The sequence below is a fragment of the Hymenobacter armeniacus genome, from assembly GCF_014699055.1.
Lineage (GTDB): Bacteria > Bacteroidota > Bacteroidia > Cytophagales > Hymenobacteraceae > Hymenobacter > Hymenobacter armeniacus.
This window is the reverse complement of sequence record NZ_JACXAC010000006.1, coordinates 426,138-449,255: the sequence shown is the minus strand read 5'-3', so window position 1 is coordinate 449,255 and position 23,118 is coordinate 426,138. Positions and strand designations below refer to the sequence as shown.

Here is a 23,118-nt window from a genome sequence, read left to right as displayed (position 1 = left end):
GCGTCTCTACCTCGTTCAACGTCCATGACTGACGACCCCATTCAAGCATACGCCGAGCAGCACACCGCCCCCGAGCCGCCGCTGCTGGCCCAGCTCACCCGCGAAACGCATTTGCAAACCCTGCTGCCGCGCATGAGCAGCGGGCACCTGCAGGGCCGGTTTCTGAGCATGCTCAGCCACCTCGTGCGGCCGCGGCGCATCCTCGAAATTGGCACGTTTTGCGGGTATGCCACGCTGTGTCTGGCCGAGGGCCTGGCCGATAACGGCTTGCTGCACACCATCGAAGTAGACCCGGAGCGGGAGGCGCGCATTCGGCGCTACGTGGCCGCGGCGGGCCTCACCGAGCGGGTGCGGCTGCACATCGGGGCGGCGTTCGATGTTTTGCCGGGTTTGGTCGATGAAGTGTGGGACTTGGTCTTTATTGACGCCGACAAGCGCAACAACGACGCGTATTTTGAAGCCGTTATTGACCACGTGCGGCCCGGCGGCTTGCTCATCGTCGACAACGTGCTGTGGAGCGGCAAGGTGCTGCCCACGCACGAGGTGCGAACGGGCGACAAGGACACGCCGCTGGTGCGGGCGTTCAACGACAAAGTGGCCCAGGATGCGCGGGTGGAGCCGGTGTTTCTGCCCCTGCGCGATGGGCTGCTGCTGCTACGCAAAAAGTAGCCGTTCACGCAATCGATTGTCTGTCTGCCGGTTCCTAACCTTAGCCGGACGAACTGCGTCTGACCATTTTACAGCGCTTCACCCACGTTCTACATGCGGCACTTTACCCTGTTTGTTTTCCTGCTTCTCGGCTTGGGCGCGGCCCGCGCGCAGGCGCCCACCACGGTGAGCGGCCGCGTAACCGACGGCAAAGACCAGTCGCCGCTCATCGGGGCCAACGTGCTGCTGATTCGGCTACCCGATTCGGTGAAAACCGGTACCGCGGCCGATGCTGAAGGCCGGTTTCAGTTCGATAACGTGGCGCCCGGCCGCTACATTCTCGACGCCTCGTTTGTGGGCTTTGCCAAGCTGAGCCAGCCCGTCACGGTGGCCAGTCAGCCCGTGGCGCTGGGCACGCTGGCCCTGCAAACCGGCGGCGTGCAGCTCAAGGGCGTGGTGGTGACCGGTCAAGCCGCGCAAAGCGTGCAGAAAGGCGACACCACGCAGTACAACGCCCGCGCCTTCAAAACCAACCCCGACGCCACCACCGGCGACCTGCTGGAAAAGATGCCCGGCGTGGCCCGCGGGGCCGACGGCAAGATTCAGGCGCAGGGCGAAAACGTGCAGCAGGTGCTGGTGGACGGCAAGCCCTTCTTCGGCAACGACCCCGACGCCGTGCTGAAAAACCTGCCCGCTGAGATGGTGGACAAGGTGGAGGTATTTGACCAGCGTAGCGAGCAGAGCCGGTTTTCGGGCTTCGACGACGGCAACACCACCAAGACCATCAACATCGTGACCAAGGTGGAATTCCGCAACGGCACCTTTGGGCGGGTGCTGGCCGGCGCGGGTCCCGACCACTACAAGGCCAGCGGCAACGTCAACAACTTCAAGGGCGACCGACGCGTGGCGGTGCTGGCCCAGAGCAACAACGTGAACGAGCAGAACTTCGGCACCGAAGACCTGCTGGGCGTGGTGGGCAACTCCAACACCGGCGGCGGAGGCCGCGGCGGACGTGGCGGCGGTGGCGGCGGCAACGGCGGCAACGCCGGCGACTTCCTGGTGAACCAGAGCGGCGGCATCACCACCACCAACGCGGCGGGCCTAAACTACTCGGACGCGTGGAACAAGAAAACCGAGCTGTCGGCCAGCTACTTCTTCAACCGGGCCAACAACCGCAACCAAAGCCTTACCCAGCGCCAGTACGTGCTGCCGGAGCAGGCCAACACCACCTTCACGCAGAACGCCAACACCAACAGCGTGAACACCAACCAGCGCTTCAACATGCGCCTGGAGCACAAGATTGACTCGGCCAACTCTGTCCTTTTTCGGCCCCGCTTCAGCTACCAGATGAACGACGCCACCAGCGTGGTGGACGGCGTGACGCGCATCGCCGGGGAGGAGCAGAGCCGCATCAACAGCCTCTACAACTCCAACAACAAGGGCCTGAACACGGGCGGCGACGTGCTGTTTCGGCACCGCTTTCCGAAGGCCGGGCGCACGGCCAGCCTCAGCATTGGGGGGAGCTACAACCAGCGCAACGGTGGCGCTACGTTGAAAACCGACGACACGGGCTCGGCCCTCAACAACCTCAACCAGACCAACACGCTGCAGCAGAACGGCGGCAACATCACCGCCAACCTGGCCCTGACCGAGGCCCTGAGCCGGCAAGACCAGCTGCAGGGCAACTACACCATCAACTACGCCCCCAACAACTCGAACAAGTACACCTACAACCTGGTGAACGGCGACACGCCCGAGCTGAACGAGTCGCTGAGCAACGTGTTCGACAACTACTACTTCACGCAGTCGGGCGGTCTGAGCTTCCGCCACAACGCCCAGAAATTTCAGGGCAGCCTGGGCGTGGCGGGGCAGTATTCGGAGCTGTACAGCGACGCGCAGTACCCGCGGCCCAGCATCGGGCGCTACTACTTCGTGAACGTGCTGCCCAATGCCAACCTCAACTACCGCTTCACGCGGCAGAAAAACCTGCGCTTCAACTACCGCACCAACACCAGTGCGCCCAGCGTGAGCCAGCTGCAGGCCGTGGTGAACAACTCCAACCCGCTGCAGCTCACCATCGGCAACCCCACGCTGCGCCAGGAATACCAGCACTCGGTCAACTTCCGCTATTCGGCCTCGAACCCCGAAGTGTCGAGTAACTTTTTTGCGCTGCTGAACGGCTCTTACACCCAGAACCCCATTGCCAACCGCACCACGGTGGCCGCGCGCGAAACCACCGTGACGCCCGACGGCGCCGACGCCATCCGGCTGCCCGCCGGCGGCCAGCTCACCCAGCCCGTGAATCTGAGCCAGGAATACTCGGTGCGCTCGCTGGTGAGCTACGGCCGGCCCATCAAGGCCATCAAAACCAACGTGAACCTGAGCGCCAACGCCAACTACACGCAACGGCCCGGCCTCGTGAACGGCGCGCTGAACTACGCCCGCTCGCCTTCGTTCGGGGCCGGCCTCACGCTGAGCTCCAACATCAGCCCCAACCTGGATTTCACGGCCTCGACCACGTCGAACCAAAACTTTGTGCGCAACACGCTGCAGTCGCGGCTGAACACGAACTATTTCAGCCAGGTCACGCGCCTGCGGCTGGGCTGGATTGTGGGCCCCGGCATCAACTTCCAGACCGATTTGGTGCACCAGTACTACGCGGGCTTGTCGTCGGGCTACAACCAGCCGTATGCGCTGTGGAACGCCAGCCTCGGCAAGAAAATATTTCCCGGCCAGCGCGGCGAAATTAAAGTTTACGCCTTCGACCTGTTGGGCCAGAACCGCGCCATTCAGCGCAACGTGAGCGAGGCCTATTATGAGGACGTGCAAACCACCATTCTGCAGCGCTATTTTATGCTGATGTTCACCTACAACATCCGCAGCGGCAACGTGGTGGCGCCCACCGAGCCGGCCGACGGCCCGCGCGAAGGCCGCGGGTTTGGCCGCCCCGACGGTGGCGGCCGGCCCGACGGGGGCGGCATGCCCGGCGGGCGCCCGTAGGGCTTTGCTAGCGGCCTGGCAATGTCTGGCCAGGTCGAATTGGCCAAAAATCAGGTTCTTTGCAGCTTCCGGGCGGGGAGGGGCCGCGGTGGCCGCTTCCCGCCCGCGTAGCTTATGCGAAATCCCGTTGCCTTGCTGCTCTTGCTGAGCGTGTTTTTAACGGGCCGTCTGGCGGCCCAACCCGCCGTGCCGGCAGCCCGTCCCAGCGTGCCTGCGGCCTTCGACGTGGCCGGCCTGCACTTGGTGCTAAACCCCGAAGCTCAGCGCCTGGTGCAGCAAAAGGCCGACGGCCTGAGCCGGCACCAGCCCTCGTTTCAGGCCCGCGTGAACCAGGCCGACGCCGCCTTTCCCATCATCGACCGGGTGCTGCGGGAAGAAGGCGTGCCGCTTGATTTCCGCTACTTGGTGCTGCAGGAAAGTGCCCTCATCGGCGATGCGCAAAGCGTGCACGAGGCCGTGGGCTACTGGCAGCTCAAGCGCGAAACCGCCACCGGCCTGGGCCTGGTGGTGAATGACGAGGTGGACCAGCGCAAGCACTTGGTGGCCAGCACCCGCGCCGCCGCCCGCTACCTCAGCCAAAACAACAAGGCGCTGCACAACTGGCTCAACGCCCTGCTCAGCTACAACACCGGCCCCAACGGCGTGCAGCCCTACACCCTGCCGTCGGACTTCGACGCCACCGAAATGGCCATCACCGAAGCCACTTCGCCCTACGTGCTGATGTTTCTGGCGCACAAGCTGGCCTTTGAGCCGTTCTGCGGCCTAAACCCCGCGCCGGCCCTGCGCCTGCAGGAGTTTCCCGCCGTGGCCGGCCAAACGCTGGAAGCCCAAGCCCTGGCCCTGCACGCCGACCCCGCCGCGCTGGCCACCCACAACCGCTGGCTGCTGGCCGCCGCCGTGCCCGCCGACCGCGCCTACACCCTGGTGGTGCCCGTGGGCGACGTGACCCAGGCTGCCGGCATTGCGGCCAACCAGCGCCTGCAAACCAACGGCGAGCTATTGGCCATGCCCGCCGTGGGCACCAACACCGCCGAAGTGCGCCTCAACAACCTGCGCGCCCTGGTGGCCCTACCCGGCGAAACCACCGCCGACCTGGCCCGCCGCGGCCACCGCCGCCAGGGCGAATTCCTGCGCGACAACGAGCTGAAAGCCTTCGATGTGGCCGTGACCGGCCGCCCGTATTTCCTGGAGCGCAAGCGCGACGTGGGCCCCGTGGAATACCACGTACTGCAGCCCGGCGAAAGCATGTTCGACGTGGCCCAGAAATACGGCATGCGCCAGAAAGCCGTGCTAAACAAGAACCGCATGGCCCGCAACGAGGAGTTGCGCCCCGGCCGCCTGCTGTGGCTGCAGCACACCCGCCCCCGCGAAACCGCCGTGGAGTACCGCAGCCTGGCCGAGTCGGTGGCCCTGGAGCGGCCCAGCGTCGACGCGGCCACGACCAACACTGACGTACTGCTCGACCAAGCCAATGCCCCCGTGGCCGAGCGCCGCAGCACGGCCACCGAGAGTGGCCAGGTCAAGATTAAAACCAAAGTCAAAACCGAAGATGGGAAAATCAAAACCAAGCGCGTCGTGACCGATGAGGCCGACGGGTGGGGCGAAACGCTGTCGACGGCGTCAGCCGCAGCCGCACCGGCGGCGCCCGCTCCGGTGCCCACCCCTGCGCCTCCAGTAGCGGTGCTGCCTGCGCCTGTCCGGCCCGCGGCCCCGGCCGCGACGCTGCCCCCGCCCGCCCCGGCCCCGGTTTCGGAGCCGCTAGCTGACGAGCCCGCTCCGGAAACCCTCGCTCCGGCTCCGGCCGAGCCAGTGGCCTCGCGCCCAGCGGTGGAATACAAGCCCGCTTCCCGGCCGGTAGAAGCATCCGTAGCCGCGCCTACGGTATCTGCTCCCAAACCAGCCGCCTCTGCCCCTAAGCCTGTATCCGTCCCATTGCCTGCGGCGCCCGCCGCCCCTGCCACGCCCGCGGCCTTGCCTGCCACGCACCGCGTCGAGGCGCACGAGTCGGTGTATTCTGTGGCCCGGCGCTACGGCCTGCCCCCGGCAACGCTCATGGCCCTGAATAACCTGACGCCGGCTTCCGGGCTGGTCATCGGGCAGGTGCTGGTGCTGAAGGCTGAGGCCGCGCCAACGGCTGTGCCAGCCGCTACGGCTCCCGCGCCGCGGCCGGTTCCTGTGGCCCGTCCGGCGGCCGCGGGCACCAATCCGGCGCTGTATGTGCCCAAAGCAGCAGTTACGCCACCTCCAGCCACTGCCGCCACCACCCAACACACCGTGGCCAAAGGCGAGACCTTGTACAGTATTGCCCGCCTCTACAAAGTCACGGTAGCCGACCTCAAAGCCTGGAATGCCAAAACCGACGATACCGCCAAAGTGGGCGAAGTACTGCAGGTGCAAGCCGGTGCTAAGTAGCAAAACCACTGGCCCGAACGGGTAAAAAATTACCATCTGAAGCCACCGGTGCGTTGCGCATCGGTGGCTTTGGCTTTGTAGGGCTACCTAAGGATTTGCCGTTAGGCCATGCCAGGATGCGCTGCAAAAACGCAGCGCTCAGGGAATCAGACGGCAGCAAAATGGGGTTTGGGAATGCCTGCCCGCCGGGGGTATCTTTACGATTAGCCCGTTCTCCACGCCCTGTCCTATGCCCGTTTTCTCGCACCTCCACTCGCACACTCAATATTCCCTGCTCGACGGCCAGGCCAGCATTTCGGCCCTAATGAAGAAGGCGCAGAAGGACGAGATGCCCGCCGTGGCCCTCACCGACCACGGCAACATGTTCGGGGCGTTCAACTTTGTGGCCGAAGCCAACAAGTACAACGTGAAGCCCATCGTGGGCTGCGAGTTCTACCTGGTAGAGGACCGGTTCAAAAAGACGTTCAGCCGGGAAAAAGGGGAGAAGGACAACCGCTACCACCAGCTGCTGCTGGCCAAGGACCAGGCCGGCTACCACAACCTGAGCAAGCTCTGCTCGCTGAGCTTCATCGAAGGCCAGTATTCCAAGTTTCCGCGCATCGACAAGGAGCTGCTGGTGCGCTACCACGAGGGCCTGATTGCCACTTCCTGCTGCATCGGCGCCGAGATTCCGCAGACCATCCTCTTCGGCACCGAGGCCCAGGCCGAGGAAAAGCTGAAGTGGTGGCTCGACCTGTTTGGCGAGGACTATTACATCGAAATCCAGCGCCACGGCCTGATGGATTTCGACGGCACCGGCAAAAGCCAGGAAGACGTGAACCAGATACTGCTGGGCTTTGCGAAGAAGTACAACGTCAAGGTCATCTGCACCAACGACTCGCACTACGTCGACCAGGCCGACTACGCCGCCCACGACCTGCTGCTGTGCGTGAACACCGGCGAGGAGCACAGCATCCCGGTCGGCGACATCCGAACCAACTACTACACCCTGATGACGGGCAAGGGCGAGGTGAAATACGACCTGCTCGACAACCTGCGCCGCGACCACTCGCGCGACGAAAAAGCCCAGCGCCAGCTGCGCCGCATCGACGAGGAACTGCAGAAACCCAAGCCCCACACCCGCTTCGGCTTCGCCAACGACCAGTTCTTCTTCAAGACCCAGGCGCAGATGAACGACTTGTTCGCCGACGTGCCCGAGAGCGTGGACAACACCAACGAGATTGTCGACAAAATCACGCCCCCGAAGCTGGCGCGCGACATTCTGTTGCCCAACTTCCCCATTCCGGCGCCCTTCGCCAACGCCGACGAATTTCTGCGCGAGCTGACCTACGTGGGCGCCTTCGGGCCCAGCGCCGGCACCGGCACCGTGACGATGACCAAGCCGCCGCGCTACTCCGAGCGCACGCCCGAGATTGAGGAACGGCTGGATTATGAGTTGCGCATTATCCAGACGATGGGCTTCGCGGGCTACTTCCTCATTACCCAGGATTTCATCAACCACGGCCGCAACATCGGCGTGGCCGTGGGCCCGGGCCGGGGCTCGGCGGCCGGCTCGGCCGTGGCCTATTGCGTGGGCATCACCAACATCGACCCCATCAAGTACTCACTGCTGTTCGAGCGTTTCCTGAACCCCGAACGCGTGTCGATGCCCGATATCGACATTGACTTTGACGACGTGAACCGTCAGAAAGTCATCGACTACGTGGTGGATAAGTACGGCAAAACGCAGGTGGCCCAGATTATCACCTTCGGCACCATGGCCGCCAAGTCCTCCATCAAGGACGTGGCCCGCGCCATGGAGCTGCCCCTGCCGCAGACCAACGACCTCACCAAGATGGTACCCGATAAGCCCGGCACCACGCTAGCCGGCGCCTTCGCCGAAAACCAGGAGCTGGACATGATTCGGCGCGACGAGTCGGCCGACAACCTCAAGGGCCAGATTCTGCGCCTGGCCACCCAGCTGGAGGGTTCGGTGCGCAACACGGGCATTCACGCGGCCGGCGTCATCATCGCGCCCGACGACATCACGAAGTACATCCCGGTTTCGACCTCGAAGGACTCCGACCTGCTCGTGACGCAGTTCGACGGCAAGGTGATTGAGAGCGCCGGCATGCTGAAGATGGACTTTCTGGGCCTTAAGACCCTGACCATCATCGTGGATGCCCTGAACCTCATTGAGCGCAACCACGGCGTGAAAATCGACATCGACGAAATTCCGCTGGATGATGAGAAGACCTACGCCCTCTACCAGCGCGGCGATACCATCGGCACGTTCCAGTTCGAATCGGAAGGCATGCGCCAGTATCTCAAGGACTTGAAGCCGACCAATATCGAGGACTTGATTGCCATGAACGCCCTCTACCGGCCGGGCCCGATGCAGTTCATCCCGAACTTCATCAACCGCAAGCACGGCCGCGAGGAGGTGGAGTACCCGCACGAGCTGCTGAAACCCATCCTGGAATACAGCCAGGGCATCATGGTGTACCAGGAGCAAATCATGCAGACGGCCCAGATTCTGGCCGGCTACTCGCTCGGCGGCGCCGACTTGCTGCGCCGCGCCATGGGCAAGAAGGACATGAAAAAGATGGCCCTGGAGCGCGAGAAGTTCATTGAAGGCGCCAAGAACCTGCACAATATCCCGGCGAAGAAGGCCAACGAAGTCTTCGACGTGATGGAGAAGTTTGCCGAGTACGGCTTCAACCGTTCGCACTCGGCGGCTTACTCGGTGGTGGCCTACCAGACGGGCTACCTGAAGGCCAACTACCCGGCCGAGTACATGGCCGCCGTGCTCACCAACAACATGGGCGACATCAAGAAGGTGACCTTCTTCATCGAGGAGGCCCGCAAGCAGGGCGTGCCCGTGCTCGGGCCCGACGTGAACGAAAGCTTGCTCAAGTTCAACGTGAACCAGGAAGGCGCCATCCGTTTTGGCATGGGCGCCGTGAAGGGCGCGGGCGAACTCGCGGTGGAAAGCATGGTGCAGGAGCGCGAGAAAAGCGGCGAATACTCCGATATCTTCGACTTTGCCAAGCGCGTGAACCTGCGCACCGTGAACAAGAAAACCTTCGAAAGCCTGGCCCAGGCCGGCGCCTTCGACGGCTTTGGCAAGCACCGCCGCCTCTACCTCGACGCACCGCAAGGCGACCGCAACCTAATTGAGAAGGCCATGCAGCTGGGCCAGCAGCACGCCGCGGCCAAAGAGTCGGCACAGCACAGCCTCTTCGGCGCTGGCGCCTTCGGAGCGGTGGCCGCGCCCATGCCCAAGATGCACGAAATGGAGCCTTGGAGCAAAACCGAGCAGCTGCGCCGCGAGAAGGAAGTAGTGGGCTTTTACCTCTCGGGCCACCCACTCGACAGCTACAAGCTGGAGCTGGATGCCTATTGCACCTGCGGGCTGGACAAGGTCGACGAAATCAAGAACAAGGAGATGGCCGTGGCGGGCCTCATCACCAACGTGTTGTTCAAGACCACCAAAACCGGCCAGCCATTTTGCACCTTCACCCTCGAAGACTACGAGACGAGCATCAACCCGGCCTTGTTCCGCGACGACTACACCAAGTTCGCGCCCCTCATCAACCCGCGCAACTACCCCAACGAGCAGGTGCCGCCCATGTACGTGCGCCTCAAGCAGGAGCTGCGCCGCCACACCCAGGACCAGTGGGACCTGCGCATTCTGACCATGGAGCCGCTGGCCGACGTGGCCGAAAAGCGCAGCAAAGGCGTGCGCGTGAAGCTGGACCTGCGCACCGTGACCGGCCCCATGCTCGACCGCCTGCAGGACGCCATCGACCACGCGCCCGGCTCCAAGCGCCTTGAAATTCAGTTTGTGGAGCCCCACGAGCACCTAGCCGTCGACATGTTCTCGCGCAAGTTTCAGATTGAGCCCAAAACCTTCATCGAGAAGATGCACGAGATGGAAATGGAGGTGTGCACGCTGATTTAGCAGGCATCTCTAGAAAAGAAAAGGGCCACTCTTACTGGGAGCGGCCCTTTTCTTTTCTAGGGGGTAATTCAGTCTTGTTTCTCAAGCCGGCCCTGGTAAGTGGCTTTGGGGGTAACGACGCGGTAAAAGTATTGGCCTGCCGGCAGCGCGGAAAGGTCGGTTTGCAGCGGGGTTAACTCGCCGCGTTGGTAAACCTGGTGCTTTTCGGTGCGCACCACTTTTCCCGCGGCCGTGAGAATGGTGACGTCGGCCGTGGCCGGCAGCGGGGCCGGCAGTGCGAACGTAAGGACGGTTTGCGCCGGCTGCGGGTAGGTGAGCAGGGAAGCATTGCCGGAAGCCATGAGAAACGGCGTGGCCGAGCTGCTGGTGGGCACCGCGGGAATGATGAAGCCCACGCCTTTTACCAGCGTCAGGGGCTGCTGCGCAAATGCCTCGAAACTGGCATGGTCATCGGTTCCAGCGGGCATGTACAGTCTTAGCACACACCAGTCGGGACCAAAAAGCGGTGAGCCGCTGAAAAACAACGTATCGGTTGGCGTCACGCGGCTATACATCTTCGCGGCATAGATGTTGGATACATCAAAGCTGAAACGTGCTTGTAGGGCGTTGATGGCAGCAGGCGTCAGGAAGACGGTGAGCGGGCCTTCGTTGCCCAAGGGGTTGCCCACGGCCGCCAGATTGATAACGGACCGGTCGAAAGTCACTGAAAGCTGGTGGTTGAGCCGCCGGGGGCGCCCCAGCGAATCGTACACCAGGGTGGTGGGGGGCCGCTGAGCCCAAGTGGCAGAGGTGCTGCCAAGTAGCAGCAATAGCAACAAGCGAAACCAAGCGTAGGGGTGTGGCATATGAAAGGGGGAAAGAAAATTGGGAAATTGCTACATAGCAAAAAATAGACCTAAAATGGCGCTGGGTTCGCAATGCCATCCAACTCTCATAATCGTCTGCTTGGTCAAACCCGTACTTGGCCGAGGTATTCAGGCCATTCGCGTCGGCGGGCAGGAAGGGAAATCAACCGGGCTGAACTTTCCCCCGTTAGACATGTTAAGCATCCAATATCTGCTACCTTGCGGCCCCTTTGGCCGTACCGCCAGAGCATCATTAACCCCAACCCAAATTGAAATGGGACACAAAGCAATTGAAATTACCGACGCCAACTTCGACGAAATCATTGGCGGCGACAAGCCGGTTCTGGTAGACTTCTGGGCCGAGTGGTGCGGCCCCTGCCGCATGGTAGGCCCCGTGGTAGAGGAGCTGGCCGGCGAATACGAAGGCAAAGTGGTAGTTGGCAAAGTCGACGTCGACGCCAACCCCCAGACGTCGATGAAGTTCGGCATCCGCAGCATTCCCACGCTGCTGGTGTTTAAGAACGGCCAGATTGTCGACAAGCAAGTAGGTGCCGTGCCCAAGCACGTGCTCGCCCAGAAACTCGAAGCTCAGGTAACGGCCTAATCCCCGTTGCACATTTATAGAAAAAGCCCCTTGCCGCGTTGGCAAGGGGCTTTTTTGTTGGGGTGTTTTGGCGAAAAAGGCTAGTCGTGGGTGTGGCTGCGGCGGGCGCGGGCGCTCAGCTTGGCGCGCATTTTCAGTTGCTTTTGGTGCGAGTGCAGCTGGCGCTTCAGTTGGCGGGGCGAGGTCACGGTTTTGCTCTCCTCCATGCCCAGCACCACCAGCATCAGGTGTTCGAGCTTGTTGCCCAGGCGGTGCGATTTCACCGAAAGCTTCTTCATTTTGGAAACCTGCTTGGCCGCGGCGGCTTGCTCGCGGGCGGCGGCTTTGGCGGCTTTGCGCTCGGCTTTCACTTCGGTTGGGTTTTCGGTGAGCAGCGAATGGGGCAAAGAGGCCGATGCAGCGGCGGGGTTGAGGAACAAAAGCCCGCTGGCGGCCAAGACGGCGTAGAAGTATTTTTTCATCGAGCAGGGAGGGGGGATGTGTGAGAGAAATGACCTTGAAGTGCACTAAAGTAGGTGTCAATAACATATTCGCAAAATATAGTGATAATAAATCCAGATATGTTAAAAAAATGCAAAATATGGCCTTTTTTAGCCTGAATATGTACAAAGCATGGGCTGCCTACGGTGGCGCTTGCCAGACCAAGCAAGCCGCGGAAATGACCTGCACCGGCTGTACAGAAAAAAGCCTACACTGCCAGCGAACTACGCGCCACCTGCTTTCGTACTGGGCTCATCTTCTCACCCTTTCATTCACTCCTTTATGAAGCGCTTTTTTGGATTACTCGTTTCGCTGGGCCTACTGGGCGGCTCGGCTGCTCTGGCCCAAACCACGGCTCCGGCTCCCGCGCCGGCCACTTCCACGATGAGCACCAGCACGTCGCAAACGACCACCCGCGCTACCCAGACGCCCGCCACGCGCACGACTACCAAGTCGAGCACGATGACCAACCCGGCGGGCATGTCGAAGTCGAGCACCACGACCAAGAGCGCGGGCACGATGAGCAAGTCGAGCACCATGACCACGCCCTCGGGCACGACCAAAACCTCGTCCACGTCGAGCAGCACCCGCATGAAGGCCGACGGCACCGCCGACATGCGCTACAAGGAAAACAAGATGACCAAAACCACCGGCCCCATGAAGGCCGACGGCACGCCCGACATGCGCTACAAAGCCAACAAAACGACCGTGAAAACGACCAAGACCAAAATGTAGGCCTTGTCCTCACAACGCCGAAAAGCCCTTGCCATTTCCGGCGAGGGCTTTTTTGTGCGCCGGGCCCGGCACCGAACCGGCTCACTACAGCCGCCGGGCTAACTTGCGCTCCCCAATCCCAACCAACCTTTCTCATGCGCTACGCTCCCCTTGCTCCCGAGCTTTTTGTGGAAAACCGCCGCCGCTTCCGCGAGCTGCTGCCGCCGGCCTCGCTGGCCATTTTCCAGTCCAACGACGTCATGCCGACCAACGCCGACGGCACCATGGCCTTCCGGCAAAACAACGACCTGTTCTACCTCAGCGGCGTTGACCAGGAAGAAAGCATCCTCGTCATTTTTCCCGACGCGCGCCTGCCGCAGCACCGCGAAATCCTGTTCCTGAAGGAAACGTCGGAGCACATCCTCATCTGGGAAGGCTACAAGCTGACCAAAGACGAGGCGCGTCAAAACTCGGGCATCCGCACCATCATGTGGCTCGACAGCTTCAAGTCGGTGCTGCCGGCCCTGATGAACGAGGCCGAAAACGTGTACCTGAACTCCAACGAGCACATTCGGGCCGTGGTGGAGGTAGAAACGCGCGACGCCCGCTTTGTGAAAATGCTGCAAAGCCAGTACCCGCTGCACACCTACCGCCGGGCCTCGCGCCTGCTGCATCAGCTGCGCGCCATCAAGAGCCCCGAGGAAATCCGGGTGATGCGCCAGGCCTGCGACATCACGGGCAAGGCCTTCCGGCGGCTGCTGGGCTTCGTGAAGCCGGGCGTGTGGGAGTTCGAGATTGAAGCCGAAATCGTGCACGAATTCATGCGCAACCGCAGCCGCGGGCCGGCCTATGGCAGCATCGTGGCCAGCGGCAAAAACGCCAACGTGCTGCACTACACCACCAACGACAACCAGTGCCAGGATGGCGACGTGATTCTGCTCGACTTCGGCGCCGAATACGCTAACTACGCGGCCGACCTCTCGCGCAGCATTCCAGTCAACGGCAAGTTCACCACGCGCCAGCGGCAGGTATACGAGTCGGTGCTGGCCGTGATGGCCTTCGCCAAAACGCGCCTCGTGGCCGGCAACGAGATAGAGGAATACCACCGCCAGGTGGGCGAGTGCATGGAGCAAGAACTCATCAAGCTGGACTTGTTGAACGCCTCCGACGTGAAGAATCAGGACCCCGCCGCGCCGCTCTACAAGAAATACTTCATGCACGGCACCAGCCACTACCTAGGCCTCGACGTGCACGACGTGGGTTATAAGTACCGCACCTTCGAGCCCGGCATGGTTTACACCGTCGAGCCCGGCATCTACATCCCCGAAGAGGGCCTGGGCATCCGCCTGGAAAACGACATCCTCATCACCGCTTCCGGCAACGAGGACCTGATGGCCGACATTCCGCTGCAAGCCGATACCATTGAGGATTTGATGGCTGCCGGCCGATAGAGCAGGGCTGCCAAACGCAAAAAAGACCGTCGGGCTGAGCCCGACGGTCTTTTTTATGGCATCGAGAGGCAAATGTTATTTGCCGGTGGCCTGCACAATCTGCGGCAAGTATTTGCCCAGGGCCTCTACCTGCGACTTGGTGAAATTGCCCTGCACCGACACCAGCACGAACGAGTCGGCCACGTCGGGCAAGGTGCCCAGGGCCGCAAACTCCGAGACGCTGTTGCCGGAGCCGCGCGTGGAAATGGCGTAGTTGCTGCCCCCAAAACCGGCCGTCGAAAGCGGGTCGTACTTGTTGTTTTGGAGGATGCCGGCAGCCTCGCCGCGCAAGCCCTCGGCGGCCAGCTCCTTGGCGGAGGTGGTGGTGGGGGCGAAGCTGATGACTTTGGCCGAGCGAATGCCGGTTATAGCGTTGGTGAGGTCGGAGCCGCCGAGCAGCTTGGCGGCCTTCACCAAGGCCAGGCGCTGCAGCAGGTCGGCCGACCATTCAGTGGTTTTGAAGCCTTCGCGGCCTTCGTATTTGGAGAAGAAGGAGGCCACAGTGCGCGCCGGGGTGCCCGGCCCGCCGGCCCGGCAGCCCGCCAGGAGCAAAATGAGAAAAAAAGCGGAGAGACGGAGCTTGGTAATCATACAGGAGTGTTGGGGTAAAAATAGAATGCTTTGGGAATAACGGAAACCACAAAAAAAAGAACGTCATGCTGAGCTTGTCGAAGCATCTCTACCGGGTAAGTAAATAATTACTACTGCGGTAGAGATGCTTCGACAAGCTCAGCATGACGTTCATGGATGGCCGGTGGAAACCTAAAAGCCTAAAACACCACCGAATTCAGAAAAAACACTTCCCGGTCGCGGCCGTGCTCCACGCGCACTTTTTGGTAGCCCACGGCCACAAACCGGCTGCCAAACCACGGCAGCAGGTCGGCCTGCGAGGTGTCGGCGGTGCGTTCCTGGGCGGGCGTGGTGCCGTCGCTGCCGGTCTGAATTTCAACCTGGCTGTCGTTGGGCGCGTCGTCGGCGCGGTTTATCACTTTGTAGCGCAGTTTTTCCTCGTCGAGGTACGCCAGCACGAGGCGACCATCTGGCAGGGTCTGGAGGCGCACGGCTTCTTCCAGCTCGGCCCGGCGCAGGTTTTCTACCACAAAGGTGTTGTCCCAGATGAGGGCGCCGGAGCGGTCGAAGCCGCAGACCACGGCGTGCGTGGTCTGGTAGCCGTCGAAGATGCGCGAGCCGGCAAAAGGCGACGTGCCGAACTGGTTGCCCAGGTTGTTGAAGGGCCCGGAGTAGCTGCCGTAGCTGTTGTAGCGGTAGTGGGGGTAATACACCTCGGCCACCAGCACGTAGCCGCCGTCGGGCTGGGACATGAGCTCGTGCAGCAGCAGGCGGTAGTGCCAGCGCGTGGGCGCGCTGGAGCGGGCCAGACGGCGCGCGGTGCGGGCCCGCAGGCGGGCCTGGCGCGAGGGCTTGAGGTAGTCGAAAAAGTGCTTCAGGTGCAGGAAATCGTAGAAGCGCAGCGGGGCCTTGGCGCCGGGCGCGGCGGGGGCCAGGTCGGTGGCGAAGAGGCCCTGGGCGTAGTCGAGGCCGCGCAGTGAGTAGGTGCCCATGAGCAGGCGCGCGGTGGTGTCCTGCGGGGGCGTCACCTGGGCGGTGAGGAGGCTGCGCTCGCTCTCGGCCTGCACAAACTCGGACTTCACCAGCTGGCCGCGGTCGGTGAGCTGCTTGAGCAGGAGGCGGCTTTTGCGGCCGTTGGTCTGGCTCAGCACGTACTCGGCGCGGCGGGTGGCGGCATCGGCCACGAAGGTGAGTTGGGTGGGCAGCTGCTCGTACACCGAAGGCAGGTACTGCATCTGGCCGGTGGCCACGTCGAGCAGCAGCGCCGTCACGTGCTGCTGGTCGTTGAGCAGCACCGTGGCAAACAGGCGGCCGTCGAGGGCCTTCAGCTCCACCACTTCGCGGCTCAGCTTGGTGTCGAACTGCTGGGTGTGCACCTGGCCCAGGCGCCCGCTGTAGGCCGCGGCCCACAGCCGGCCGGTGTTGCTGTGCGAAGTAAACAGCGCGTACACCGTAGTGCCTTCGGCGCACATGCGCGTGAAATCAAACTCGGTGGGCACGTCCAAAGGGGTTTCCTGGCGCAGGCGCAGGGTGCTGTCGTACTGCTGAAAAGAAAACTTCGTTTTGTTGGACAGCAGCTTTTCGCGGCCCACCAGCAGCACCACCGTGCTGTCGGCGGGCACGGCCTGCACGTGCACCTCGCTGTCGCTGGGTTCCAGCGGCAGCTCGGTGCGGGCCGTTTGGCGCGGGGCATTGGGCGGCGGGGGCGGCGGGGCCTGCCCGCGCTTCTGTGCCAGCGCGGGGGGCGCGGCCGCCAGCGCCCAGCCCCAAATCAGCAGAAAAATATAACGGAGTTTCATGCCCGTGCGCTCGGAAAAAGCAGCTGGAAATACCACTCCAACGAGCAGTTGCTTGACTAAAGTTACGCCCAAAATGGCCGGTTTCGTGCCCACGCGGGGCGTTTTATTTCGCGCCCAGCGCCAAAACCGCGTCGAACTCCTCGGGGCGCACGGGCAGCACCGAGAGGCGCGACTGCCGCAGCAGAGCCAGCTCGCTCAGGCGGGCATCGGCCTTGAGCTGGGCTAGGCTCACGGGCTGGGGGAGGCGCCGCACGGGCCGCAGGTGCACGGCCACCCACGGCGAGCCGGCTTCGGCGGTGGCATCGGGGGCGGCGGGGGCGGCCACTTCGGCCACGCCCACCACGGCCTTTTCGCTCACGCTGTGGTAAAACAGCACCAGGTCGCCGGGCTGCATCAGGTTGAGGTTGTTGCGGGCCTGGTAGTTGCGCACGCCGGTCCAGGCGGTGCCGTCTTCGGCCAGAAAGGTGTCCCAGGAATACGCTTCGGGTTCGGATTTAACCAGCCAGTGTTTCAAGTGGTGGATTGGTGGGTGAGGGAGGTGGTGAATTGATGCTACGGCCGCGCAATTTGCACAAGCCAAACAGCAAACTCACCAACTCACCCCTTCATTACTCCGCCACGCCACTAGCTTACAGCGCAAAGCCCAGGTCAAAGCTCACGATATTGGCTTTGAGGTCGGGCCGGTCGGCGGGGCTGTAGAGGCTGGCGCCGGTTTGCTGGTAGTTGGCGTAGCGCAGGTCAAACGACTTGAGGCGCATGACGTGGGGCCGGCCCTGGGCGTCCTGGCCCGGCACGCGGAAGCGCGTGATGCCGTACACCGGTGAGTAGCGCAGGCCCAGGCCGATTTTATTGGCCGAAAACGCCGCCAAGTCGTAGTCCGACGTGTAAAATTCGTCGCTGACGGAATGCTGCGCGAAGGGCGCAAAGTAAGTGGCCGCCGTCTGGGTGTGGTAGCGGTAGAAGGGGTACAGGGCAAAAAACTGCGTCACCTTCACCGGCAATTCCACTTCAAACGTGTGGGCCCGGATGCCGAAGTTGTCGTTGTAGAAGCGGTAGAAGCCGCGCACCTGCACCAAGTCGGTGGCGTAGTAATTCAGCCGCAAACTCACCGGGTACTTGAAGCGCGAGCGGGGCAGGTTTTCCACCCGCGCCGCCGTGGGAAAGTGCGTAGAGAAGTCGCCGCCCAGCGTGGGCGCCGTGTTTGCCACGGTGTTGTCGCGGAAATACACCCGGTGGAAGGGCGTGCTCAGCAGGCCGTTTTGCGACACCAGCTCGGTGCTGATGGCTGCCTGCAGCCGCTTGGTGAGCACCTGCGAGTAGGTGGCGGTGAGGTTGTAGGTCTGGCGCTGGTCGGAGCCGTAGTCGCCTTTGCCGGTGGTGGAGCCGGGCGAATAGCGCGGGCGCAGCTCCAGTGGCAAAATCAGCGTCACGCGGTCGAAAAACACCTGGCCGGCCAGGCTCAGCTGGCGGTTGCCGTCGCGCGAGGTTTTGGCGAACGAGGCGGCCACGTTGGTGGAAAAATAGTCGTACTCCTTCGACACGCCCGCGCCCACGCCCCAGATGGTGCCGGTGTACTTGTGCTCGCGGGAGTAGCCAAAATCGCCGTGGTAGCGCACGTCGTGGGCCGAGGGCGTGCTCAGCGCAAAGTCAATCCGGTCGGTCGAGGCCGAGGCGTAGAAGTCGGCGCCCACGTTGGCGGTGAGGCGGCTCACGGTATCGAGCGGTACGTTCACGATGATGGCGGGGGGCACGTCGGTGAGCTGCTGGGTGCCGCGGCCGCCTTCCACGGCGCCGTGGCTGCCGTCCTGCTGGTAATAGCCGCCGATGATGTCGATGGTCGTCTCGTCGGCGGCCCGGTTGGTGGGCACCGACGGGCTCACCGGCGCGCCGTACCCGTCGATGCGGTTCGGGTTCTGGGTGGTGCCGGGGTTGGTCTGGGCCAGGGCTGGGGTGGCCAGCGCCGCCAGGGCCAGAAGGGTAAGGATGTTTTTCACAGGAGAAGTAATATCGGCCGCTAGTTGCAGCCGCAGCCGCCGCCCACTTTGCCGCCATTGGCCCCGCCGGCGCCTTCGCGGTAGCTCTCAAAATTGGTTTCAGGGGTTTCCACGGTTTTGCTGGCCAGCTTCATGTCCTCGTCGTTGAGGTACACTTTCTGGTAAGCTGCCACCGACACGCAGCTGGGCAGCGCCGCGCCCAGCGGAAACAGCACCAGCGCCAGGGCCAGACGAGAACGGAAGAGGAGCAGGGAGTTTTTCACGACAGGCAATACGATAAATCAGGGACGCATGGTGGTACTACCGTGGTAGTAATTCAGCTTCATGCCCTTGGACACCAGCGTGCGGTTATCGTCGGTTATCAACGTGCAGTCCACGTTTTTGAGTCCGTTGATAAACGCCAAACCGGCGGTTGGGCCTTTCACGAAGACGACTTCGTCCAATCCGTCGGCCAGCTCCACGTCGGGGCAGATGATGGTGACCGAGCGCAGGCCCACCGACGGGTAGCCCGTGTGCGGGTTGATGATGTGCCCGTATACCTGCCCGCCCACCGTGAAGTACTGCTCGTAGTTGCCGGCCGTCACCACGGCCACGTCGGTCACATCAATCCAGGCGGCCACGCTGCGCGGGTGGTCGGGGTCGCCGATGGCCACGCGCCACAGCGAGCCGTCGGCCTGCCGGCCCCAGCAGTAGATGTCGCCCGAGCCGTTCATCAGCCCGCCCTTGATGCCCATTTTATCGAGCACCTGCTTGGCGCGGCGCAGGCCGTAGCCTTGCAGAATGCCCGCCAGGTTGATGCGCATGCCCTTCTCGGGCAGGAAAACGGTGCGCTGGGCCGCATCGAGCTTGATTTTCTGCCAGCCGATGCGACGCACCGAAGCCCGCACCGCGGCCGAGTCGGGCAGGCTGGCGTGCGCCTGCCGGTCAAACTTGTACAGCTTGTCGGCGCTGGCGAAGGTGATGTCGAAAGCGCCGTCGCTGAGCTGCGACAGGCGCAGGGTGCGGTTGATGAGGTCGAATGTCTCGGCCGATACCGCCACGGGCCGCACGCCCGCCAGGCGGTTGATGCGCACCACCTCCGAAGTCGAGTCCCAGAAGGACATGAGCCGGTCGATGCGCCGCACTTCGAGCAGGCCGGCCCGCAGCGCGCGTTGCCCGGCCGAGTCGTTCTCGGCCACCACCGTGAAGGTGAAATGCGACCCCATGAGGTGGGCGCTGCGCGTGAACGTGTGGCGCGCCCCCCCCGTCTGGGCACGGCCGGGCACGGCGCTCAGCAGCCCTAGCAGCAACAAAATCAGCAGCGGTTTGGCAGGCACGACGGGCAATGTAGAGACGCGACACGTCGCGTCTCGGCGTTAGAACAATGGTTGAACAGGTCTGCACGGTGGCGCGGACGCCGAGATGCGACGTGTCGCGTCTCTACAGCGTGGGCACCACCTTCTTCAGGTAGGCTTCGAAGGCCGTGGGGCCGCCGGCGATGTAGCCGGTTTTGGCCAGCACCTTGCCCTCGGGTGAAATCACCACGGCCAGCGGAAACTCGCCCTCGCGGTTGAGCTGGGCCGCGGCCGCTTCGTTGAGCTTGAGCTGAGCGGCGCTGGGCTGGTTGCGCTTCTGGCGCGGAAAATCGAAGTGGGCCAGCACCAGCTTGTCTTTGGCGTAGGCCGAAAACTCGGGCTTGGCAAACACTTCCTGCTCGTACATGATGCAGGGCTTGCACCAGTCAGAACCCGAAAAAACGGCCAGGATGGGACGGTTGGTGGCTTTGGCCTGGGCCTGGGCGGCGCCCAGGTCGGCGAGCCAGCCGGCGGCTTCCAGACTGGCGGCGGGCGCGGCCGCAGGAGCAGCCTGCACGGCCTGCGGCGCCGAGGCCACCGGCGAGGTGGGCTGCGGGGCGGCCGCCAAACCCGTGGCTTTGGTTTTGCTCACGGTGCCGTCGGCGGCCGTGGTTTTGGCCTTGAGCTTGTCGTCTTTGGCCTTCAGGGTGGTTTTCTGGGCAAAGGCCGGGCTGAGGCTCAGGGCCAGGCCCAGCGTGAGGGCCGGCAGCGTGCGAAGGGAGGTGCGGAATGACATGCGGAAAGGAATTAAGAGAAGAGGCTTGAAGAACAGCCGACTGCCGCCGTAAGGTTCTTACGTGCGGCCCCGGCCCCGGTTGGCCCCTTGGCAACGACTGTGCCGTGCTCCCGCAAAGGAGTTCGGCCCACATGAACGCGCCGTGAATTTTCGGCCCAAACGCCGCTCATTTCCGAAAAGGAATCGGCGAACAAAGGCCTGCGCACCGCCGGGCAGCGCCCGCGGCTCCGTGGCTCAGGGCTTCGAATTGGCCACGCGCCGCACCTTTAGCACTTTGTTTTCGACGGATACTACTTCCAGGGTGTAATCGGGCTCCTGGCCCTCGGTGAGGTGAATGCGGACCCTGTTTTCGCCTTCGAGGACCCAGGTGCCGGGGCGGCCGGCCAGGCCGTCGGTGGGCGCAATGTCGAACTGCTCAAAACGGCCGTACGACTTGAACGCGAAGCCCGTGCGGCCCCGCGAAGGCGGAAAGGCATAGGTGTTGGGACGGTACACCAGCGTGTCGCCCCGGTCTTCCTCGCGCGAGCTGAGCCAGGTGCCTTCGAGCTGTTTCATGGAAGCGGGGGAAGAAATGATGACGGGCTTGCGCTGCTGGCAGGTGGCCGCCAGTAACAGCAGCGACAGCGGCAGCAGCCGCAGGTACGGAGGAAAAAGCATAAGCCGGGCAAGAAGAGTGAGCGCGCCAAGGTAAGGCGTCTCAGGCGCCTACGCAGAAACGGCCCGGCTGGCCGCGGCCTCGCCTTTCCGCGTAAGCAGCCCGGTACGCTACTTTCGTTTTCCCAACAACTACTTCCCCGTGGATAACCGCGCCCTGACCCGCGCTTTTCAGCTGGCTGCCCAGCTGATGGAGCTGCACGACGAAAACCCCTTTAAAATCCGCGCCATCGAAGGCACCGCCAATGCCCTCGACGCGCTGAGCTTCCCGGTGTCGGAAGTGGAGCGCTCGGGCCTGCCCGACCGCACCGGCCTGAGCAAAACCGCCGCCGCCAAAGTGGCCGAGTTGCTCGACACCGGCACGTTTTCGGACCTGCAGCGCCTGCTCGACATCACGCCGCCCGGCGTGGTCGAGATGCTCAAAATCAAAGGCATCGGCCCGAAGAAAATTCGCAGCCTGTGGCGGGAGCTGGGCATCGAAACCATCGACCAGCTGCGCGAAGCCGCCGAAACCGACCAGGTGAGCAAGCTCAAAGGCTTCGGCAAGAAAACCCAGGAGTCCATTCTGGAAGCCCTGGAGTTTGCCGGCCAAAGCCAGGGCAAAGTGCTTTACCCCCAGGCCGAGCAGCTGGCCGCCGACCTCGCCCAACGCCTGCGCGAGGCCCTGCAAACCGAACAAGTGGCCGAAGCCGGTGAGCTGCGCCGCCGCCTCGAAATCGTGGAAACCGTGCGCCTCGTGGCCGCCACCGAGCAGCCACAGAAAGCGCACGAGCTGCTGAACTCGCTCGACGGCCTCACCGCCGACCCGCGCCGTTCCGGCCCCTTCGCCTGGCGCGGCCGGGCCACCGAATCGGGGGTGCTGGTCGAAGTATTGGTGGTGGCGCCCGAAGCCTTTGCCACTGAGGTTTTCCTGAACTCGGCCGCCGACGAGCACCTCGACGAAACCCTGCCCGGCGTGCAGGGCGGGGCGCCCGCTACCCTGCGCCAGTGGGCCCGGCGCGAGAAATTCCAACAGGAAGAAGCGCTCTACGAGAAGGCCGGCTTGCAATTCGTGGTGCCCGAGCTGCGCGAAGGCCTGGGCGAAATCGCCCTGGCCGCCGAGAAAAAGCTGCCTCGCCTGCTCGAAGACGGTGACCTGCGCGGCTCCCTGCACAACCACAGCACCTATTCGGACGGCAACCACAGCATCCGGGAAATGGCCACTTGGCTGCGCGACCACGGCTACGAGTACCTGGGCCTGTGCGACCATAGCCAGGCCGCCCACTACGCCAACGGCCTCGGCCCCGAGCGGGTGCGCCAGCAGCACCAGGAAATCGACAAGCTGAACGCCGAGCTGGCGCCGTTCCGCATTTTCAAGGGCATTGAGAGCGACATTCTCGGCGACGGCTCGCTCGATTATTCCAACGACGTGCTGGCCTCGTTCGACTTCATCGTGGCCTCGGTGCACTCCAACCTGAAAATGGACGAGCGCAAGGCCACCGACCGCCTGCTGCGCGCCATCGAAAACCCCTACACCACCATGCTGGGCCATCCCACGGGCCGCCTGCTGCTGCGCCGCCAGGGCTACCCGATTGATTACAAGGCCGTCATCGACGCCTGCGCCAAGCATCAGGTCATCATCGAAATTAACGCCAACCCCTGGCGCCTCGACCTGGACTGGCGCTGGGTGCGCTACGCCCTGGACCAGGGCGTGCAGCTCAGCATCAACCCCGACGCCCACCACACCAACGGCTACGAAGACATGCGCTACGGCGTGCTCATGGGCCGCAAGGGACTGTTGACCAAAGACATGACGTTCAACGCCAAGTCCGTGGAAGAGGTGGCAACGTATTTCGCCGAGCGCAAAGCCAACATCAAGCCGCCGCTGGAATACAAAAAGTCCTTGTTTGAATAGC

At 63.1% G+C, this 23,118-nt stretch carries 18 protein-coding genes; 8 read left to right on the top strand and 10 right to left on the bottom strand.

Features of this window, described 5'->3' with window-relative positions; translation table 11 throughout:
- Positions 1-24: 24 nt before the first annotated feature.
- The 4 genes from IC234_RS19325 (at position 25) to dnaE (ending at position 10,003) form a co-directional block, all read left to right on the top strand.
- Positions 25-669 carry an O-methyltransferase gene (locus IC234_RS19325; protein ID WP_190927890.1) on the top strand — a complete coding sequence of 215 codons (645 nt, stop codon included), beginning with the start codon at positions 25-27 and terminating at the stop codon, positions 667-669.
- Between the two features lie 93 nt (positions 670-762).
- Complete coding sequence (locus tag IC234_RS19320) at positions 763-3,648, top strand: TonB-dependent receptor (protein WP_190927888.1); 2,886 nt, start codon at positions 763-765, stop codon at positions 3,646-3,648.
- 114 nt (positions 3,649-3,762) lie between these two features.
- Positions 3,763-6,060 (top strand): LysM peptidoglycan-binding domain-containing protein, encoded by a 2,298-nt coding sequence (locus IC234_RS22085; RefSeq protein ID WP_190927886.1) that lies wholly within the window; start codon positions 3,763-3,765, stop codon positions 6,058-6,060.
- 229 nt (positions 6,061-6,289) lie between these two features.
- Positions 6,290-10,003: a DNA polymerase III subunit alpha gene (gene dnaE / locus IC234_RS19310; RefSeq protein ID WP_190927884.1), complete on the top strand. Its 3,714-nt coding sequence runs from the start codon at positions 6,290-6,292 to the stop codon at positions 10,001-10,003.
- Between the two features lie 68 nt (positions 10,004-10,071).
- On the opposite strand, the gene IC234_RS19305 is transcribed toward dnaE, so the two are convergent.
- Positions 10,072-10,848, bottom strand: coding sequence for a T9SS type A sorting domain-containing protein (locus IC234_RS19305; RefSeq protein ID WP_190927882.1), 777 nt, complete (start codon positions 10,846-10,848; stop codon positions 10,072-10,074).
- Positions 10,849-11,122: 274 nt separating this feature from the next.
- Here IC234_RS19305 and trxA point away from each other — a divergent pair, with 274 nt between their 5' ends.
- The gene (gene trxA, locus IC234_RS19300; RefSeq protein ID WP_046244603.1) at positions 11,123-11,452 is read left to right on the top strand and encodes a thioredoxin; all 330 of its coding nucleotides are present in this window, start codon (positions 11,123-11,125) and stop codon (positions 11,450-11,452) included.
- An 80-nt stretch (positions 11,453-11,532) separates the two neighbouring features.
- Here trxA and IC234_RS19295 read toward each other — a convergent pair whose 3' ends face one another.
- Positions 11,533-11,913 (bottom strand): hypothetical protein, encoded by a 381-nt coding sequence (locus IC234_RS19295; RefSeq protein ID WP_190927879.1) that lies wholly within the window; start codon positions 11,911-11,913, stop codon positions 11,533-11,535.
- A gap of 301 nt (positions 11,914-12,214) precedes the next feature.
- On the opposite strand from IC234_RS19295, the gene IC234_RS19290 reads away from it, so the two are divergent.
- Both IC234_RS19290 and IC234_RS19285 read left to right on the top strand, forming a co-directional pair.
- A complete protein-coding gene (locus tag IC234_RS19290) occupies positions 12,215-12,667 on the top strand; it encodes a hypothetical protein (protein ID WP_190927877.1) in 453 nt (150 codons plus the stop codon).
- Positions 12,668-12,801: 134 nt separating this feature from the next.
- Positions 12,802-14,097, top strand: coding sequence for an aminopeptidase P N-terminal domain-containing protein (locus IC234_RS19285; protein WP_190927875.1), 1,296 nt, complete (start codon positions 12,802-12,804; stop codon positions 14,095-14,097).
- Positions 14,098-14,172: 75 nt separating this feature from the next.
- Here IC234_RS19285 and IC234_RS19280 read toward each other — a convergent pair whose 3' ends face one another.
- The 8 genes from IC234_RS19280 to IC234_RS19245 form a co-directional block, all read right to left on the bottom strand.
- Positions 14,173-14,727 carry a DUF4252 domain-containing protein gene (locus IC234_RS19280; protein WP_190927873.1) on the bottom strand — a complete coding sequence of 185 codons (555 nt, stop codon included), beginning with the start codon at positions 14,725-14,727 and terminating at the stop codon, positions 14,173-14,175.
- Positions 14,728-14,906: 179 nt separating this feature from the next.
- A complete protein-coding gene (locus tag IC234_RS19275; protein WP_190927871.1) occupies positions 14,907-16,505 on the bottom strand; it encodes a hypothetical protein in 1,599 nt (532 codons plus the stop codon).
- 103 nt (positions 16,506-16,608) lie between these two features.
- Positions 16,609-17,019 (bottom strand): EVE domain-containing protein, encoded by a 411-nt coding sequence (locus IC234_RS19270; protein WP_190927869.1) that lies wholly within the window; start codon positions 17,017-17,019, stop codon positions 16,609-16,611.
- A 115-nt stretch (positions 17,020-17,134) separates the two neighbouring features.
- Positions 17,135-18,499 (bottom strand): DUF3570 domain-containing protein, encoded by a 1,365-nt coding sequence (locus IC234_RS19265; protein WP_190927867.1) that lies wholly within the window; start codon positions 18,497-18,499, stop codon positions 17,135-17,137.
- A 20-nt stretch (positions 18,500-18,519) separates the two neighbouring features.
- The gene (locus IC234_RS19260) at positions 18,520-18,717 is read right to left on the bottom strand and encodes a DUF4266 domain-containing protein (protein WP_394354896.1); all 198 of its coding nucleotides are present in this window, start codon (positions 18,715-18,717) and stop codon (positions 18,520-18,522) included.
- A 63-nt stretch (positions 18,718-18,780) separates the two neighbouring features.
- Positions 18,781-19,815 carry an FAD:protein FMN transferase gene (locus tag IC234_RS19255; protein ID WP_190927865.1) on the bottom strand — a complete coding sequence of 345 codons (1,035 nt, stop codon included), beginning with the start codon at positions 19,813-19,815 and terminating at the stop codon, positions 18,781-18,783.
- Between the two features lie 103 nt (positions 19,816-19,918).
- Complete coding sequence (locus IC234_RS19250) at positions 19,919-20,569, bottom strand: thioredoxin family protein (protein WP_190927863.1); 651 nt, start codon at positions 20,567-20,569, stop codon at positions 19,919-19,921.
- A gap of 234 nt (positions 20,570-20,803) precedes the next feature.
- A complete protein-coding gene (locus tag IC234_RS19245) occupies positions 20,804-21,226 on the bottom strand; it encodes a hypothetical protein (protein WP_190927861.1) in 423 nt (140 codons plus the stop codon).
- Between the two features lie 139 nt (positions 21,227-21,365).
- Between IC234_RS19245 and IC234_RS19240 the strand changes: the two genes are divergently transcribed.
- The gene (locus IC234_RS19240) at positions 21,366-23,117 is read left to right on the top strand and encodes a helix-hairpin-helix domain-containing protein (RefSeq protein ID WP_190927859.1); all 1,752 of its coding nucleotides are present in this window, start codon (positions 21,366-21,368) and stop codon (positions 23,115-23,117) included.
- Position 23,118 lies beyond the last annotated feature (1 nt).